Genomic DNA, 17420 nt, shown 5'->3' with positions numbered 1-17420 from the left:
GCTTCGTCAGGGTTCGCCGATACGATCGGCTCCCACCCCTTTGGTAGGGCAGGTCATGGAGACCTTGATAGCGAACGGGCTCTCCATCCTTGTAAGGCAGTGGGTGGTTGGGGAATGGGCGGCTTCGTCAGGGTTCGCCGATACGATCGGCTCCCACCCCTTTGGTAGGGCAGGTCATGGAGACCTTGATAGCGAACGGGCTCTCCATCCCTGTACGGCGGTGGGTGGTTGGGGAATGGGCGGCTTCGTCAGGGTTCGCCGATACGATCGGCTCCCACCCCTTTGGTAGGCAGGTCACGGAGACTTGTTACCGAATGGGCTCTCCATCCCTTTGGGGCTGCCAAGACCCTGCTACCGAAGGGGTGGGAGCCGATCGTATCGGCGAATCCCGGTCGCCTCAGTCGTTTTCGCGAGCGGCGGCGCGCGCCGCGCGAAGTGCGGTGAGCTTTTCCCGAAGCTTCAGTTCCAGCCCGCGATCCACGGGGTCGTAGAACACCGTGCCCACCAGTTCGTCGGGCAGGCATTGCTGGTCGAGGGCGATGCCGCCTTCCACGTCGTGGTCGTACTGGTAGCCGCTGCCGTAGCCCAGGCCCTTCATGAGCTTGGTGGGCGCATTGCGCAGGTGCATGGGCACGTCGAGGCTACCCATCCGCTTCACCACCTCGCGGGCCTTGTTGTAGGCCATGTACGCGGCGTTGCTCTTCGGCGAGATGGCCAGCCAGATGGCGAGTTGGGCGAGGCCGAGTTCGCCTTCGGGGCTGCCGAGCCGCTCGTAGGTGTCCCACGCGTCCAGGGCCATGCGCCAGGCGCGCGGCTCGGCAAGGCCCACGTCTTCCACCGCCATGCGCGTGAGCCGCCGCGCGAGGTAGAGCGGATCGCAACCGCCGTCGAGCATCCGCGTGAGCCAGTACACGGCGGCGTCGGGGTCGGACGAGCGCACGGATTTGTGCAGTGCCGAGATCTGGTCGTAGAACTGCTCGCCGCTCTTGTCGAAACGGCGCGTGCGGTCGGCCAGCACCTGCTCGAGCGTGGCGTCGTCGATGCGGCCGCCTTCGGCGAGTTCGGCGGCGATTTCCAGCAGCGTGAGCGCGCGGCGCACGTCGCCGTCGGCCGCCGATGCGATGAGCTTGAGCGTGGCGTCGTCCACGTCCAGGCCGAGGTCGCCGAGGCCGCGTTCGCTGTCGGATAACGCGCGGCGAAGCGCGCTCACGATGTCGTCGGCGCTCACCGCGTCCAGCACGTGCACGCGGCAGCGCGAGAGCAACGCGGAGTTGAGCTCGAACGAGGGGTTCTCCGTGGTGGCGCCCACGAAGATGATCACGCCGCGTTCGATGTACGGCAGGAAGGCATCCTGCTGCGCCTTGTTGAAGCGGTGCACCTCGTCCACGAACAGCACGGTGCGGCGACCCTGCGCGAAGTTGCCTTCGGCTTCGGCCAGCGCCTTGCGCACGTCGGGCAGTCCGCTCATCACGGCGGAGATCGCGCGGAAGTCCGCGTCGGCGTAGCGCGCCACCAGCAGGGCCAGCGTGGTCTTGCCGCAGCCGGGCGGGCCCCAGAGGATCATCGAATGCACCCTGCCCGCTTCCAGCGCGCGGCGCAGCGGCTTGCCCTCGCCCGCCACGCGCTGCTGGCCCACGATCTCGTCGAGGGATCGCGGACGCATGCGTTCGGCCAGGGGCTTGAGCGCTTCGGGTTCGGCGAACAGGCCGGGAGACTGGGAAAACATGGGACTCACTGCATTCGGTGAACGCCCATTATCGCGCGTTCGCCGTGCATGGCGCCTCAATGCCCCTAGGGGCCCTTCTTGCGCAGCAGGCTCGTGGCCATGCCGATCACCACGGCGGCACCGAGCAGCAGCACCACCCACAGCAGCGGCCGGGTCCAGTCGAAGGATGCCGCGGGCGCATCCACGGCCTCGCGGCCGGCCCGTTCCTCGCCGGGGCCGACGACGGCCGGGGCCGGGCGCCAGTCGCCGCCGTTGGCCTTGCGCAGGGCGGCGATGGCATCGTCGATGGGCCAGTTCGGCCGGCGGGCCGTGCGGCTGCCGACCAGCAGGCGATAGGGAGGCTTGCCTTCGGGCAGGAAGACGAAGCGGTCGGGACGCCAGCCCACGCTCAGCGTCGGGGCCCCACGCAGGGGCGTGGAGGTGTGCACGCGCAGATGTCCGCGGCGGCCCGGAGACACTTCCAGCGCGTGCTGCGCCGCCTGCCCTGGCGTCACCACGATGGTACCCAGCGATTCGCCGGTCATCGGGCCGGCCACCGCGGCTACGTCGAGACGGGCCACGTTGTCGCCGGCGCCGAGCTTGGCGCGCGCGCGGCTCAGCGGCAGCGCGGCGGGAAGCTCGTAGTCGTAATCGGTGCCCTGCCCGCTGGCTTTTTCGCCGGTGGCGGCCACGTCGAGCCAGCGCATGTCGGCTTCGTCTTTCGTGGAGGCATCCACCACGGTGCCGGACAGCGTCACGGCCGCGCCGCCGTTCGCATCCCATGGCGCGTCGCCCTGGATCACGCGTACGCGGTAATAACGCCATGGCGCGGCCGCGAGCGTCACCACGCGTGCGTCCACCGCGCCGTCGCCCTGGCCCAGGGTCACGATGGAGACACGGCGCGCGATGGGCGTCCAATCCTGGAGATTGGCGCTGCCGTCGATGTCCACGGCGAGGCTGGCGTCGCGGCCGGGCGGCGGGAAGGCCAGGCGCTCGGCGGCGACGGGCGAGCGTGCGTCGAACAGCCATTCGCGCGGCGTGCCGGACGCCGCCACGGCGCCGGGTTCGATCACGATGTCGCCGTTGGTGCTGCGCTGGATGCGCGGGCCTCCCATGCCTTCGGCCACCGGCGGCACCGCGCGCAGCGGTACGTCGACGGTGAGCGGATGGGAGGTGGGCATCGACGACGTATACGGCCCCATCGCCACGGGCTGGCCGTCGGCATCCTCCACGATCACGTCGACGAGACCGCCGTCGAGCCTGGCCCAACGATAGGCATCCTGCGGAAGCTCCACGAGGTAGGCGCTGGCGCCGGGCGGCACGGACAACGGGTAGGCGTATGCAAACGTCGGCGACGGGTCGGCCTGAGCCGCGACGGCGACGGCACCGAGCAAGAGGGAAACGAAACGCCACTCACGACGCATGGGGCGACTCCGATGGCTGCCGCGGCGGGGCCGGGGCGAGGTAACCGACGAGGGTGCACAGCAAGCCGTAGGCCATGAACGAGCCGATGCCGAACAGGTTGCCCAGGTGACCGCGGTCGACGAGCAGCAGCTTCGCCAGCACCAGGGCCATGATGCAGGCACCGGCGAGCCAGAGCATGCGCAGGCCTCGCCGGGAACCCACCACCCAGGCGAGCACGCCGATGGCGCTCCACACCACCGTGAGCGAGAGCTGCGCGAGGCTCGATGCCATCAGGTCGGGGCCCCAGGGCACGCCGCCCAGGTGATGCACGGAGCGCAGGGTGGCGCTGGTCGCCACCGCGAACACGCAGACGGCGAACACCACCGGGCGCGCGACACGGATGTCGGCGGGCACCGCGGTGTCGGAGAGCGCGCGGAACACCAGCACCACCACGGCGAGCAGCAGCAGGTCGATAGGATTGAGCACGGGCACGAACGGCAACGGACGCGAGCTTGCCGCCGTACCTAGCAGGGCGATGCCGATGACGACCGTACCGGCGAGCAAGAGGGTGCCCAGGGCGAGGCGAAGCGTTTTCGCCGGTGCCGGTACGGGCGACACGAGCGGACGCGGCCACCACAGGATGGAGGCCGTCAGCAGCAGGGTCGGCGCGACGAACAGCGCGGTGATCCACGCCGCGCCCACCGACGGCACGCCCGCGCCGAAGGCGACGTCGGTGGCCACGGCCGCCAGGGCGAGCCAGCGTGCCCACCAGAGTACGTTCGCGCTCAGCACGGCGACGGGGTGCGGCACGATCGCACGCATCGCGAACCAGCCCGCGACGCCCGTGGCGACCACGGCCAGCAGCGGATACCCAGCGAGCGGCTGCGTGTTCCGCGAGTCGGCCACCTGGAGCACCACGATACCGAGCAGGAACAGCGCGGGCACGATGAAGGCCAGGGTCGCGCCGAGATCGAGCTTGCGCGCGCGACGGCCGGCTTCGGCCACGGGCCACGCCGTGACGCCGATCAGCGCGATCCATGCCGCGATGGCGGCGGCGCCGGCGGCGTGGATGTCGATCTCGCGACCCACGCCGATGCCCCACCACGCCAGCGCCCACAACGCCAGACCCACGCGGGCGAGGCTCGACATGCCTTGCGAGCGGCCATGGTGGTCGAACTGCCAGGCGCCGACGGCGGCGCCCGCCACGATCAATACGGCGCCGAGGAAATGGCCGTTGATGAGCGGCCAGGCATCGTGCTGGTTGTCGAACATCACGGCCATCGACCAAGCGGCGGCCGCCACCACCTGCAACAGCACGCCGGTCCAGCGTGGCAACGGGCGCGACTGGCGGAAACCGAGCCAGATGAGTCCCGCGCCTTCCAAGGCGAACACCGCGGCCGTGGCGCTCGCGCTCAGCGCCAACGGCACGGCCACCGTGGCGAAGGCCACGGCGAGTACGGCCCAGGTGTCGCGCAACAGGCGCATGTCGTCGCGATGCCGGACGGCGAACGCGATGCCTACGTAGAGGGCCGCGGCGACGATGGCGGAGATCGCCAGCGGCATCGGTTGCCAGTCGAGCAAGGCCGCTTGCAGGATGAGGCAGGCGATGGGATTGCCGAACATCAGGCAGCCGTCGAGGATCGCCTTGCGCTGGTCGGGCGAGCGCAGCACGTGCAGCCAGGGCACGGCGAGATAAAGCAGGAAATGCAGCACGAGGAAGGGCTCGGTGCTGGCGAACAACCCGGGCGAATAGCGCAGCACGCCCCATGCGGTGCCCACGCCGAAGGTGGCGACGAAGCCGAGCACGTTGAGCACGCGCCAGGCCTTCTTCCATGCGATGCCGAGGATGCCGAGGTTGAGCACGGCGTAGTAGGTGAACAACACCACGTGGCTGCCCTGCCCGCTCGACGCGATGATCGGCGCGGCGAAACCCGCCACCAGGCCGAGCACGGCCAATGCGAGTGCGTCCTGCAGCACGGCGAGCACGCCGAGGCCGCCCACGAAGATCACCAGCAGCACGAACGCGGGTAGCGAATCGATGAGCGCGTACAGGCGATAGGCGACGAACACCGTCATCACCAGCACGCCGATGGAACCGCCTTGCAGCGAGAGTGCGAAGGCACGGCGCTTGTCGCGCTGGATCCAGCCGAAGGCGACGCCCGCGATGGCGAGCAAGGCCACGATGATGAGGCGCACGGGAAGGGGGATGTGCAGCAGGCCGGCGTCGGTGGCGTATTTGAGGAAGGCGGCCACGCCGGCGAACAGCACCAGCATGCCGACCTTGACCGGCACGTTGCCTTCGGTGAACCAGCGTTTGATGGCCGTGGCGATGCGATCGCCGATGCTGGGGCCTGCCGGTATGGACGGCGCGGGTGCCGGAGGGGGCTCGTAGGCGGCTACGGGCTCGGCGACCGGCATCGGTGGAGGGACGATAGGCCGAGGTGCGGGCGCCGGGTTGTCGGGCCAGGCAACCGGCGTGACGGGCTGCTCGTCGAGTCGCTCCCGGATCGGTGCGGGGGCCGGTTTGTCACCGAGGCGACGCAGGGCTTCGTCGAGATCGTTGCGCAGCCGCGAGGTGCGCGCCCAAAGCACGCCGATGGCAAATCCGGCCACACCCCCTGCAACACCCTGCCCCACGAAGGCGCCGACGATCGCGCCGATGATTCCGAAGAGAACGTACATGCCTTTGTCCCTCGACCACGTCCGATGTCGGGCGCAGTCTGGCATGAAATCGCTTCGTAGCTATCGCCGATACGATCGGCTCCCACCCCTTCGGTAGCAAGGCTTCTACGGAGGGATGGGAGCCGATCGCATCGGCTATAGCCAACGAAGCAATGACGCCGGGCCTTCCGCTCCGCACGATTCCTGGACGGAGCACCGCAGGACGCTCCTACCGGAGGGGTGGGAGCCGATCGCATCGGCGAACCGACGAAGCAGTGATGCCAGGGCTTCAGCTTGAGCGATTCAATGCACCGGCTGGGTCTGGAGTACCGGCTGGTCGCCGATCACGTCGGTGCCCTGGGGCGGCACGAAGTTGAAGGTGTCGGCCGGCACGGGGGCGTTTTTCTGCCAACCGGCGAACTGGATGGTGGTGGTGTTGCCGAGCTGGTCCTTGAACACCATGCGCGCGAGGCCCGACGCGTCGAAGCCGAGGTCGGCGTAGTCGAACTGCGGGTCCTTGCTGGTCGACTTCAGGCGCAGCCACTGCAGACCGTCGTGTTCGCCCTGCTCGGTCACCTTGAAATCGCGATCCATCAGGGAAAGATCGGTAAGCACCGTAAGCGGGCTCTGCGCCTCTTCGCTGCTCTGCTTGCGCACCGTCACCTGTTCCAGGTCGGGGTCGTACAGCCACACGCGGCTGCCGTCGGCCACGATGGTCTGCTTGTACGGCGCCGTGGTCTCCCAGCGGAACTGGCGCGGCGCCTGCAGCGCCAGCGTGCCCGTGCTCGACTTGCCCGGATCGCCGTTGGCGTTGGACAGCGTCTGGCTGAACCGCCCCGTGATCGAGTGCAGACCCTTGGCGAAGGCGTCGAGGCGCTCACGCGCCGGGCCGGCGGCGAAGGCCGGAAGGCAGGTCAGGAGCAGCGTCGCGGCGAGCAGCAGGCGTTTCATGGGCGGTTTTCCGTGGAGGGCGGCGCGGATTGTCAGCGATCGGTCTCGAACAAGGACTTAAGCATGTCGATGGCCTCACCGGGGCTGATCTCGCCCGCCTGCATGCGGTCGCTGATCTCGGCGATGGCCTTGCCGTCGCGGTGCCAGAACGGCGCCTCGCGGGTGGCGACGTGCGCGGGACGGGCTTCCTGGCCCAGCACCACGATCTCGGCGATCTCGGACTGCTCGGCGAAGATCACCTCCAGCGCGTCGTCCACCTCGGCCGTATGCCCGGCGGGATACTCGCGAAGCACGGTGCACTGGCGGCCGTCGTCGGCGCGCAGCTCGAGCCCGGGAATGGCCGGGTTCAGCTCGAACACGCTCTCGATCTCGTCGAGCACTTCGGGGGTGGGCGCGAACTCGCCGGTGACGAGCAGGCTCCAGGGACGCTGGCGAAGCGCTCCCGGCGTGATGGCGTTCATGGAATCAGTCCTTCGGGGGCGGCGGCGCGAGCACTTCACGATTGCCGTTGTGCTGCGGCGCGCTGACGATGCCGTCCTGCTCCATCTGTTCGACGAGGCGGGCGGCGCGGTTGTAGCCGATGCGCAGGTGGCGCTGCACGCCGGAGATGGATGCGCGTCGCGTTTCGGTGACCACGCGCACGGCGCGGTCGTAGAGCGCGTTGTCGCTGTCGCCATCGCCGTCGGCGTCCTGCGGCAGGCCGGAGTCGCTGATGATCTTGCCGTCGGCGGTGGACTGCACCTCTTCGAGCACGCCCTCGATGTAGTTGGGCGAACCCTGCGCGCGCAGCCACTCCACCACGTTGTGCACCTCGTGATCGTCCACGAAGGCGCCGTGCACGCGCTCGGGGGTGGCCGTGCCCGGCGGCAGGTAGAGCATGTCGCCGTGACCGAGCAGCGCTTCCGCGCCGGATTGATCCAGGATCGTGCGCGAGTCGATCTTCGACGACACCTGGAACGCGATGCGCGTGGGGATGTTGGCCTTGATGAGGCCGGTGATGACATCCACCGAGGGACGCTGGGTGGCGAGGATGAGGTGCACGCCGGCCGCGCGCGCCTTCTGCGCGAGGCGGGCGATGAGTTCTTCCACCTTCTTGCCGACGATCATCATCATGTCGGCGAATTCGTCGATGATGATGACGATGTGCGGCAGCGGCTCGAGCGGTTCGGCCTGCATGCCCGGCATGTCGGGGTTGGGACGGAACAGCGGATCGAGCAGCGGCTGGCCCGCGCTTTCCGCCTCCTTCACCTTCTTGTTGAAGCCGCCGAGGTTGCGCACGCCCACCGCGGCCATGAGCTTGTAGCGGCGTTCCATCTCGGCCACGCACCAGCGCAGGGCGTTGGCGGCTTCCTTCATATCCGTGACGACCGGCGCGAGCAGGTGCGGGATGCCCTCGTACACCGAGAGTTCCAGCATCTTCGGGTCGATCATGATCATGCGCACGTCTTTCGCGCTGCTCTTGTAGAGCAGGCTCAGCACCATGGCGTTCACCGCCACGGATTTGCCCGAGCCGGTGGTACCGGCCACGAGCAGGTGCGGCATCTTCGCCAGGTCGGCCACCACGGCCTTGCCGCCGATGTCCTTGCCCAGGGCCAGCGCCAGGGGCGACTTCACCTGGTCGTAGCGCTCCGAACGCAGGATCTCGGAGAGATAGACGATCTGCTTCTTGGTGTTGGGAATTTCCAGGCCGATGACGTTCTTGCCCGGGATGACGTCGACCACGCGCACGCTCACCACGGAGAGGCCGCGGGCGATGTCCTTGTCGAGGCTGGAGACCTGGCTGCCGCGCACGCCGGCGGCGGGTTCGAGCTCGAAACGGGTGATGACCGGACCGGGGTAGACGCCCATCACGCGGGCTTCCACGCGGAAGTCGCGCAGTTTGAGTTCCACCTGGCGGGAAAGCACCTCGAGGGTTTCTTCCGAATAGCCCGGGCCCTGCGGCGGGGCTTCGTCGAGCAGCGACAGCGGCGGCAGCTCGCCGTCCATCGACGCGCCGGTGAACAGCGGAATCTGGTTTTCGCGGGTGGCGCGCTCGCTCTTGGCCACCACGGAGGCGACCGGCGCCTCGATGCGCACGGGTTCGCGCTTGGCCTGCTTCACGGCCTCGGCCTTTTTCACCACCTCGCGCTCGGCGCGGGCGGTGCGGGCGGCCATGACTTCGGGCGCCTGTCGCACCTTGCCGCCGAACCAGCCGCCGACGCGTACCACCAGCTCGCCGGTCGCGTCCATCAGCTTGAACCACGACAGGCCGGTGGCCAGCGTCACCGCCACCAGGCACACCGCCAGCAACAGCAGGGGCGCGCCCTTGTCGCCGAAGGCGCCGTGCAGCCCACGGCCCACCCATTTGCCGACGATGCCGCCAGGCCCTTCGGGCAGCACGGGAGAATCGACGTTCAGGTAGACCAGCGCGGGCGCCGTGATGAAGAAGAAGACGAAGCCGATCAGCCGCAACGACGGCTCCCACGGCTGCACGTCGCGCTCTCCGCGGTGGCGGATCACCCGGATGCCGAGGGCCAGCAGGAGCAGCGGAAAGCAGTACGCCACCAGGCCGAAGATGTAGCGCAGGAGGTTGGCGATGTTGGCGCCCACGGCGCCGCCGAAATTGGTGGCGCGCTCGGTCACGCCCATGTGGCCCCAGCTGGGGTCCTGGTCGTTGTAGCTGAGCAGGCACACCAACAGATAGAGGGCGATGGGGAGCAGCAGGAGTGCCCCGGCCTCGCGCAGCCGGCGCTTGAGCTCGTCGCTCAGTCCTTCGCGTTGGGCCTTGACCTGGGCCTTGGCCTGTTTCTTAACGACTTTCGCGCTGCGCGCCACTTACCACCGACCTCGAAATGGACTATTCGCGGCATCATGCCACGGTCGGCACCCCAAGGGTGCCTTGAATCATGCCCGCCTGTTCCCCATTCTTGCGGGCCAGATACGCGCGGGCGACGAGATGAATCCGCACGTTACGCTTTAATTAACCCAAGGATTATACATGAGCACCCCCAAGCACAGCCGCCTGCTGATCCTAGGCTCCGGTCCCGCCGGCTACACGGCGGCGGTCTACGCGGCGCGCGCCAACCTCAAGCCGACCATGGTCACCGGTCTGCAGCAGGGTGGCCAGCTGATGACCACCACCGAGGTGGACAACTGGCCGGGCGACGAAAAGGGCGTGCAGGGTCCGGAGCTCATGCGCCGCATGGCGGAGCACGCCGAGCGCTTCGAAACCGAGATGGTGTTCGACCATATCCACAAGGTGGATCTCTCCAAGCGTCCGTTCACCCTCAAGGGCGACAGCGGCGAGTACACCGCCGACGCGCTGATCGTCACCACCGGCGCCACGGCGAAGTACCTGGGCATCGCCTCGGAGGAGAAGTTCAAGGGCCGCGGCGTGTCCGCCTGCGCCACCTGCGACGGCTTCTTCTTCCGCGAGCAGGACGTGGTCGTGGTCGGCGGCGGCAACACGGCCGTAGAAGAAGCGCTTTATCTCTCCAATATCGCCCGCAAGGTCTACCTCGTGCACCGCCGCGACAAGCTGCGCGCCGAGAAGATCATGCAGGACAAGCTCATGGAGAAGGCCGCGGCCGGCAAGATCGAGCTGGTGTGGAACCACCAGATCGACGAAGTGCTGGGCGACGACTCCGGCGTGAACGGCGTGCGCGTGAAGGACGTCAACACCGGCGCCAAGCGCGACATCGAGGTGCAGGGCTTCTTCGTGGCCATCGGCCACACGCCCAACACCGGCATCTTCGAGGGCCAGCTCGACATGAAGGACGGTTACATCCAGATCAAGTCGGGCCTGGGCGGCATGGCCACGGCCACCTCGGTGGAAGGCGTGTTCGCGGCTGGCGACGTGGCCGACCACGTCTACCGCCAGGCGATCACCTCGGCCGGCTTCGGCTGCATGGCGGCACTGGACGCCGAGCGCTGGCTCGACCAGCAAATGCCGATCAACCCGTGATGGCCAGGCCCCGCGCACCCCACGCGGGGCCATCTCCGGCATGAACGGAATCCGTTTCCTCGACGGCCTCTCCGGCATCGCGCCATCCGACTGGGACGCCATGGTCCCGGACGGCAACCCTTTCGTATCCCACGCATTCCTGGCCGGGATGGAGGCCCAGGGTTGCCTGCGCGAGGATTACGGCTGGCGGCCGTACCACCTGGCGATCTTCGACGGCGAGCGCATCGTCGCCGCCGCGCCCACCTATCTCAAGGGCAACTCGCACGGCGAGTTCGTCTTCGACTGGAGCTGGGCCGCCGCCTGGGAGCGCGCAGGTGGCGACTATTACCCCAAGCTGCTCGTCGCCTCGCCCTACTCGCCCGTGCCCGGCCCGCGCCTGCTCGTGCGTCCGGGTGCCGATGCCGATGCGTTGCGCCGCCAGTTGACCGCCGCGCTGGTCGCCGAAGCCGACCGCCTGGGCCTGTCGTCGGTGCATGCCAATTTCCTCCCCGAGACCGACCTCGACGCCTTCGACGAACGCTGGCTAGCGCGCGCCGACTACCAGTTCCATTGGCACAACCGCGGTTATGCCGATTTCGACGATTTCCTCGCCGCACTCACCGCCAAGAAGCGCAAGAACATCCGCCAGGAACGCGGCTACGCGCAGGCCTCCGGGCTGACGCTGGAGATGCGTGGCGGCGATACGCTGGGCGACGCGGAATGGCGGCAGATCCACGCGCTCTACGAACTGACCTTCGACATGAAGGGCAACCACGCCGCCCTCACCTCGCGCTTCTTCCGCCACCTCGGCCACGCCATGGGCGCGAACGTGCAGGTGGCAATGGCGCGCGACGAACACGACATCGTCGCCATGGCACTGTTCCTGCGTGGTGGCGACACGCTTTATGGCCGCTACTGGGGTGCCAGCGTCGAGGTATCGGGCCTGCATTTCGAGCTCTGTTATTACCGGGGCATCGAATACGCCATCCGCGAAGGCCTGGCCCGTGTCGAACCCGGTGCCCAGGGCGAGCACAAGTTGGCCCGCGGCTTCCTGCCCACGCTGACCCACTCGCGCCACTACATCGCGCATGACGGCTTCCGCCGTGCGGTGGCCGAGGCGCTGGTCGCGGAGGCCCGGCATCGCGAGGCCTATCGCGCGGAACTGCTCACCCACTCGCCCTACGCGAACCGATGATCCGCCTGCCCCAGTTGCATCCCACGCGTCCCGGCCTGTTTCCCATGCCGGAGAGCGCCCTGGACGAGCCCAACGGGCTGCTCGCCTGGGGTGGCGATCTTTCCCCTGAACGCCTGCTCGCCGCGTACGGTCAAGGCGTGTTTCCGTGGTTCAACGAAGACGAGCCGATCCTCTGGTGGTCCCCCGACCCGCGTTGCGTGTTTCGTACCGACGGCGTCCACATCAGTCGCAGCCTGCGCAAGATGATCGATCGCTCGGGATGGCGGCTCACCGCCGATACGTCGTTCGGCCGCGTGATGCGCGCCTGCGCCGCGCCGCGCAACGGCCAGCCGGGGACGTGGATCGGCGCGGACATGATCGCCGCCTACGAGGAGCTGCATCGGCTGGGGCATGCGCATAGCGTGGAGGTGTGGGACCGCGGCTCGCTGGTCGGCGGCATCTACGGCGTGGCCGTGGGTCGCCTGTTCTGCGGCGAATCGATGTTTTCGGCGCGCACCGGCGGCTCGAAGGTAGCGCTGGCGGGATTGTGCCGGTTGTTGAACGGGTGGGGATTTCCGTTGCTCGATGCGCAGGTGACCAATTCGCACCTGTTGAGCATGGGGGCGGTGGAGTTGCCGCGGAAGGACTTCGTGGCGCAGGCGCGACGGCTATCGGCGATGCCGGGGGTGGTGGGGTCGTGGCTCCGGTATCCCGTGTCGCTACCCTGACGGGAACCTATGCTCGGTAGGAGCCGATTCATCGGCGATCCCTAACCGTGTCGCGAACTCGCATCGCCGCTGAAGCGGCTCCTACCGAGCAAGTGCAGGGCTCCGCGAGATGTCAGTGCGACCGATGGCCGCTCATCTCCGCCCCCGCGTTCTTCGGCAACAGCGCGCACACCGGCGCCGCGATGAGCGACACGAAGGTCACCACCAGGAAGGCCACGCTGAAATCGGGCAACTGCGCATGCTCGCGCCCGTGCCACACCACCGAGGCATGCAGGGCGGCGGCGGCCACGCAAATACCGAGCGACAGCATCAACTGCTGGAACGTCGTGTAGAAACTCGTCGCCGACGAGAACCGCTCGCTCGGCACGTCGGCATAGGCCACGGTGTTGTACGCGCTGAATTGCAGCGACTGGAAGAAGCCGCCCAGCAGCAGGATCGTGTAGATCGTCCACAACGGCCAGTCGGGGCGGAACGCCGCGCATAGGGCAATGCACACCATCGACAGCACGCCGTTCCAGATGAGCGTGGCGCGGAACCCCCATATGCGCAGCACGGGCGCCGCCGTGGCCTTCATCAGCATCGCGCCCAGTGCCGAGACGAAGGTGACCACGCCGCTGTGCGCCGCCGACAGGCCGAAGCCCAGCTGCATCATCAGCGGCAAAAGGAACGGCACCGAACCCGCGGTGATGCGCGTGAGCGAGCCCGCGATCACCGAGAGGCGGAAGGTGGTGAAACGCATCAGCGACAGGTCGAGGATGGGATTCTCCACGCGGCGCGAATACCACACGTAGACCGCGCCCACGGCAAGGCCCGCGGCGATCAGGCCGTACGACCCCAACGCCGAGGTGGCGCCGCGGCTGGCCATTTCCAGGCCGAACACGATGCACGAGAGCGCCCCCCCCGACAGCACGAAGCCAACGCGGTCGAACCGCCCCGTGGTCGGCATGCGCACGTCGGGGATGTAGCGCGTGGCGAGCCAGATGCCCGCCAGGCCGATGGGCACGTTGATGTAGAAGATCCAGCGCCACGACACCCAGGTGACGATGAAACCACCCAGCGGCGGGCCCACCACGGGACCGATGAGCGCGGGCACCAGCAGCCACGACATGGCGCTGACCAGTTCGGATTTCGGCACCGAACGCAGCAGCACGAGGCGCCCCACCGGCACCATCATGGCGCCGCCGACGCCCTGGAGCAGGCGCGAGAGCACCAGCAACGGGAGGTTGCCGGAGATGCCGCAGAGGATCGAGCCGAGGGTGAACAGCGCGATGGCGGCGCGGAAGACGTTGCGCGAACCGTAGCGGTCGGCGATGGCACCGCTGGCCGGGATGAATACCGCGAGGCTCAGCATGTACGAGGTGAGCGCCACGCTCATGTGCAGCGGCGACACATCGAACGAGTCGGCCATGGCGGGAAGCGCGGTGGCGAGGATGGTGCCGTCCAGCTGTTCCATGAACATCGCGCTGGCGATGATCAGGGCGACGGTGCGGAAGCCGGGAGCGGGGGTCATTGCGCGTATTTTGCGCCTGGGGCGCGCTTATGGAAACCCGGCGTCACGACGTGAGCCCCGGGCCACACCCGCAAGTCAGCGCTTCGCAGGATTCGCCGACACGGTCGGCTCCCACCCCTTCGGTAGGAGCCTCATCGGCGAGCGTCCGCAGCGTGGCTACCGAAGGGGTGGGAGCCGATCGCATCGGCGAACGGGCCTGACCGACGACGAGGCTTCGGAGATCACAACCGCCTCTCACTACGAAACACCCGCTCCATCCCGCTCAACGGATCGACGAAGCGCAGCTCCCGCGCCAGCAGCCGCAACGGGCGCTCGAATCCCACCCTCTCCGTCAGGCAGGGGTAATACGGATCCCCTTCGATCGCCGCACCCAGCGCCGCCATGTGCACGCGTAACTGATGCTTGCGCCCGCTGACCGGCTCCAGGCGATAGCGCCATCGCTCGCCGTCGCGCTCGATCACGTCCACCCGCGTGGTGGCGTTGGGCACGCCTTCCACTTCCCGCATGCGGAAAAACGGCTCGCCACGCTCGAGGCGGCTGGCGTATTCGAAAGGAAACGCGCGATCGGGCATCGGCGGCGCGACGGCTTCGTAGACCTTCGCGATCCGCCGGTCGCGAAACAGCGCCGTATACGCATCGCGGCTGGAAGGCCTTGCCGAAAACACCACCAGCCCGGCCGTGTCGCGATCGAGCCGGTGCAAGGCCACCAGGTCGGGATTGCCCAGTCGCCGCGCCAGCCGAACCGACAGGGTTTCTTCCACGTGCGCTCCCGCCGGCATCACCGGAAGGAAATGCGGTTTGTCGGCAATGACGAGGTCATCGTCGACGTGGACGAGGGTTTCCTCGAACGGAATGCGCGGTTCGTCGGGCACCTCGCGCCGGTAAGTCAGCGTCGCGCCCGGGCTGTAGATGCCTTGCGAATCGACCGGCTCGCCGTCGACCCGCACCGTGCCCCGCGCCATCCGGTCGAGCCATTCCGTGCGCGACACGGCGGGAAACCGCTCGCCCAGGAAATCGAGCAGCGTGCGCCACTGGCCCGACGGAAGCACAAGCCGACTGGATGGAACGAAAGTCATGTGATGCATTGTAGAACGCCCGGCATATACTCCCGCCCAATCCCCCATGACGCGAGGAAGCGCCGTGATCGGCCGGTTCTTCAGGAAGTGGTTCGGCCGCCGTCCCCCCGCACCGTCCGGCCTTTCCGGGCCGTTGTCGCTGCCGCCTCCGGATGGCGATGCCGCACCTCCCGCGGGCGTTCTCCATGCGGCCGATATCGAGGATCGGTTCTACCGTCTCGTGTTCGGATTTCCGCCGTCGTCGCTGGGGTCGCTCTCGTCCGCGGAGCAGGCGGTGTTGCGGCGCGTGCGCGACGCGTTCGGCGGCGAACGCGTCGATCCCGGCGCCCTGCCCCGTGCCCACCCCGTGCTTCCGACGCTCATGCGTTCGCTTCGCGGCGACGGCCCCGATGCGCGCGCCCTGCTGACCCAGGTCGAAAGCGACCGGTCGTTGATGGCGGAGGTGATCCAGGCGGCGAATCATCCGCGCGACGGTGCCACGCGGCCGGTCATCGGCCTGTCCCAGGTCGTGGCCCTGCTCGGCCAGGATGGCCTGCACCGCGCGATGGTGCGGGTGACGATGCGATCGGTGTTGTGCGATGGAACCGCGCCGACGAGTCGGCAGGCGGCCGAGCGCCTCTGGGAGCATGCCGAACGTTGCGCCCAGGCGTGCACCTTCCTCGATCGCAAGCGCGGCGATGCCCTGGAAGCCTACCTGGCCGGCCTGGTCAGCCAGGCCGGTGTCCAGGTGATGCTCCAGGAACTCGCGCGTCGCGACGACACGGCCACGCTCGACCACAGCCGGGCCTTCGTCGCCGCCATCGCCCAGCAGGTGGAACGGATTTCCCTCCACGCGGCACGGCATTGGGCGCTCCCCTCGCGCGTGGTGCAGGCGCTCGCCGAACGCGCCGACCCGGCGGATGCGGGCGCACGCACGCCGCTGGGGCGCGTGCTGCTCGCGGGCAGCCGCCTGGCGATGCTCGACGTGCTGGTCGAGCAGGGCCTGGCCGAAAGCGATGCCGGGTTGCGCGCGACCGCCCAGCAGGGCATCAGCCAGTCGAGCCTGACGGCCTGCCGCGACGAGCTGCGCGGCTCCGCGTCCGCCGGCGTACCGTCGTAGCCGAAAAGGCGCCTCAGGCCCCGCCGGGCTCCCGTAATACTTCGGCCATGTACCAATGGCTCACGATCATGGCCGGCGGGCCGCAGGACGGACAGCGCTTCCTCCGCCACTACGACTCGCCCCGACCGACGCCGCCGGCGCTACGCGCCGACGACGGCAAGGTCTGTTGCCCGGTCGCCACGCATACCGCCGTCGAAGGCGGCTGCTGCGTGGTCGTGCATCCCAGCGCCACCCCGGAGCAGATCGAGCGTGCGGTGGACGCCATGCTCGCCGCGGATTGAGGCGGTGGGTATCATGGGCGGGATACCCAGGCAGGTCATTCCACATGTTCGCGGCGCCACCCTCTCCCGCCGGCACCAAGGACGCGCTCACGCGCCTGGGCTGGCAGGATTTCGAGCACCACCTTTCCGAGCACTATCGCGACCAGGGGTATCGCGTGGAGCTGGCCGCTCCCGCGCCGTCGTTGAAGGCCCTGGGAAGCGGCATCGATCTTCGCCTTCGACGCGGCAACGAATCGCTGATCGTGCAGTGCCGCCACTGGGACGCATCCGAAGTCGGTGCCCAGGAAGTGAGTGAACTGCTGAGCATGATGCTCCACGAGGCCTCCACCGGGGGCATCCTCGTCACGCGCGGCCGGTTCGACAGCCATGCGCAGGCGCTCGCCCGGCGCCAGCCGCGATTGCAGCTCGTCGACGGCGACCTGCTGCGGGTGATGCTGAAGCTGCCCGATCACCTGGAAAGCCCGGCGGGGGCCACGCCCACGGCGCGCAAGGCCCCTCGGGTGAAGCGCCGCTCGTCGCGATCGTCGATGGGGTCGTCCCGGCTGCTGCCGGTGGGACTGGGCATCGTCATCCTGCTGCTCCTCGGCGTGCTGGGCTGGCGCATGAGCCATCCCCGCAGCCCGGAGGCTTCGACGGTGGATCCCCACGGAACCACCGGAGCCGGCATGGCGGTCGATTCGAATCCGGCCCCCACCCCTTCGCCGACGACGTCGGCTGCCCGGCCTGCGACGGCCTCCGGAACGGTGCGCGCCATCCGCCCGGCCGACGACGCCTCGCGCGAACTCGCGGCCCGGGCACGCCTGCGCGAATCGTCCACGCCCCGCCACGAAACGCACCCGCCAGTCGAGAACGGCATGCAGGTGATGGAGCAGAACACCCGCGAGGTCGGCGCCTCCCGGTAAGGGAGGG

The 17420-nt window shown here is 68.6% G+C and carries 14 protein-coding genes; 6 read left to right on the top strand and 8 right to left on the bottom strand.

Annotated features, from left to right (window positions below):
- Nucleotides 1-397: 397 nt before the first annotated feature.
- The 6 genes from JNG39_RS05045 to JNG39_RS05020 form a co-directional block, all read right to left on the bottom strand.
- On the bottom strand, nt 398-1726 hold the full coding sequence (locus tag JNG39_RS05045; RefSeq protein WP_368310064.1) for a replication-associated recombination protein A: 1329 nt from the start codon (nt 1724-1726) through the stop codon (nt 398-400).
- A gap of 65 nt (nt 1727-1791) precedes the next feature.
- The gene (locus JNG39_RS05040) at nt 1792-3129 is read right to left on the bottom strand and encodes a DUF3999 family protein (protein ID WP_368310063.1); all 1338 of its coding nucleotides are present in this window, start codon (nt 3127-3129) and stop codon (nt 1792-1794) included.
- On the bottom strand, nt 3119-5791 hold the full coding sequence (locus tag JNG39_RS05035; protein ID WP_368310062.1) for a DUF2339 domain-containing protein: 2673 nt from the start codon (nt 5789-5791) through the stop codon (nt 3119-3121). The genes JNG39_RS05040 and JNG39_RS05035 overlap by 11 nt, the downstream gene beginning before the upstream one ends.
- 282 nt (nt 5792-6073) lie before the next feature.
- Entirely contained in the window at nt 6074-6721 is a 648-nt protein-coding gene (gene lolA / locus JNG39_RS05030; RefSeq protein WP_247374668.1) for an outer membrane lipoprotein chaperone LolA, read from the bottom strand.
- A gap of 32 nt (nt 6722-6753) precedes the next feature.
- Nucleotides 6754-7182: a hypothetical protein gene (locus tag JNG39_RS05025; protein WP_144913955.1), complete on the bottom strand. Its 429-nt coding sequence runs from the start codon at nt 7180-7182 to the stop codon at nt 6754-6756.
- Nucleotides 7183-7186: 4 nt separating this feature from the next.
- Entirely contained in the window at nt 7187-9535 is a 2349-nt protein-coding gene (locus JNG39_RS05020; protein WP_368310061.1) for a DNA translocase FtsK, read from the bottom strand.
- Nucleotides 9536-9698: 163 nt separating this feature from the next.
- On the opposite strand from JNG39_RS05020, the gene trxB reads away from it, so the two are divergent.
- The 3 genes from trxB to aat are packed head-to-tail and all read left to right on the top strand — an operon-like array spanning nt 9699 to nt 12545.
- Nucleotides 9699-10664, top strand: a complete 966-nt coding sequence (gene trxB, locus JNG39_RS05015) for a thioredoxin-disulfide reductase (RefSeq protein ID WP_368310060.1) — start codon at nt 9699-9701, stop codon at nt 10662-10664.
- Between the two features lie 40 nt (nt 10665-10704).
- Nucleotides 10705-11838: a GNAT family N-acetyltransferase gene (locus tag JNG39_RS05010; protein ID WP_368310059.1), complete on the top strand. Its 1134-nt coding sequence runs from the start codon at nt 10705-10707 to the stop codon at nt 11836-11838.
- Nucleotides 11835-12545, top strand: a complete 711-nt coding sequence (gene aat, locus JNG39_RS05005; protein ID WP_368310058.1) for a leucyl/phenylalanyl-tRNA--protein transferase — start codon at nt 11835-11837, stop codon at nt 12543-12545. The genes JNG39_RS05010 and aat overlap by 4 nt, the downstream gene beginning before the upstream one ends.
- A gap of 112 nt (nt 12546-12657) precedes the next feature.
- On the opposite strand, the gene JNG39_RS05000 is transcribed toward aat, so the two are convergent.
- Both JNG39_RS05000 and JNG39_RS04995 read right to left on the bottom strand, forming a co-directional pair.
- Nucleotides 12658-14055: an MFS transporter gene (locus JNG39_RS05000; RefSeq protein WP_368310057.1), complete on the bottom strand. Its 1398-nt coding sequence runs from the start codon at nt 14053-14055 to the stop codon at nt 12658-12660.
- A gap of 221 nt (nt 14056-14276) precedes the next feature.
- A complete protein-coding gene (locus tag JNG39_RS04995) occupies nt 14277-15131 on the bottom strand; it encodes a pseudouridine synthase (RefSeq protein WP_368310056.1) in 855 nt (284 codons plus the stop codon).
- A 64-nt stretch (nt 15132-15195) separates the two neighbouring features.
- Between JNG39_RS04995 and JNG39_RS04990 the strand changes: the two genes are divergently transcribed.
- The 3 genes from JNG39_RS04990 to JNG39_RS04980 are packed head-to-tail and all read left to right on the top strand — an operon-like array spanning nt 15196 to nt 17413.
- On the top strand, nt 15196-16230 hold the full coding sequence (locus JNG39_RS04990; protein WP_368310055.1) for an HDOD domain-containing protein: 1035 nt from the start codon (nt 15196-15198) through the stop codon (nt 16228-16230).
- A gap of 47 nt (nt 16231-16277) precedes the next feature.
- Nucleotides 16278-16511: a hypothetical protein gene (locus tag JNG39_RS04985; RefSeq protein WP_368310054.1), complete on the top strand. Its 234-nt coding sequence runs from the start codon at nt 16278-16280 to the stop codon at nt 16509-16511.
- Between the two features lie 44 nt (nt 16512-16555).
- Nucleotides 16556-17413: a restriction endonuclease gene (locus tag JNG39_RS04980; protein ID WP_368310053.1), complete on the top strand. Its 858-nt coding sequence runs from the start codon at nt 16556-16558 to the stop codon at nt 17411-17413.
- Nucleotides 17414-17420 lie beyond the last annotated feature (7 nt).

The organism is Luteibacter sp. CQ10 (assembly GCF_040900725.1).
Classification (GTDB): Bacteria; Pseudomonadota; Gammaproteobacteria; order Xanthomonadales; family Rhodanobacteraceae; genus Luteibacter.
This window is presented reverse-complemented; position numbering and strand designations above follow the sequence as displayed.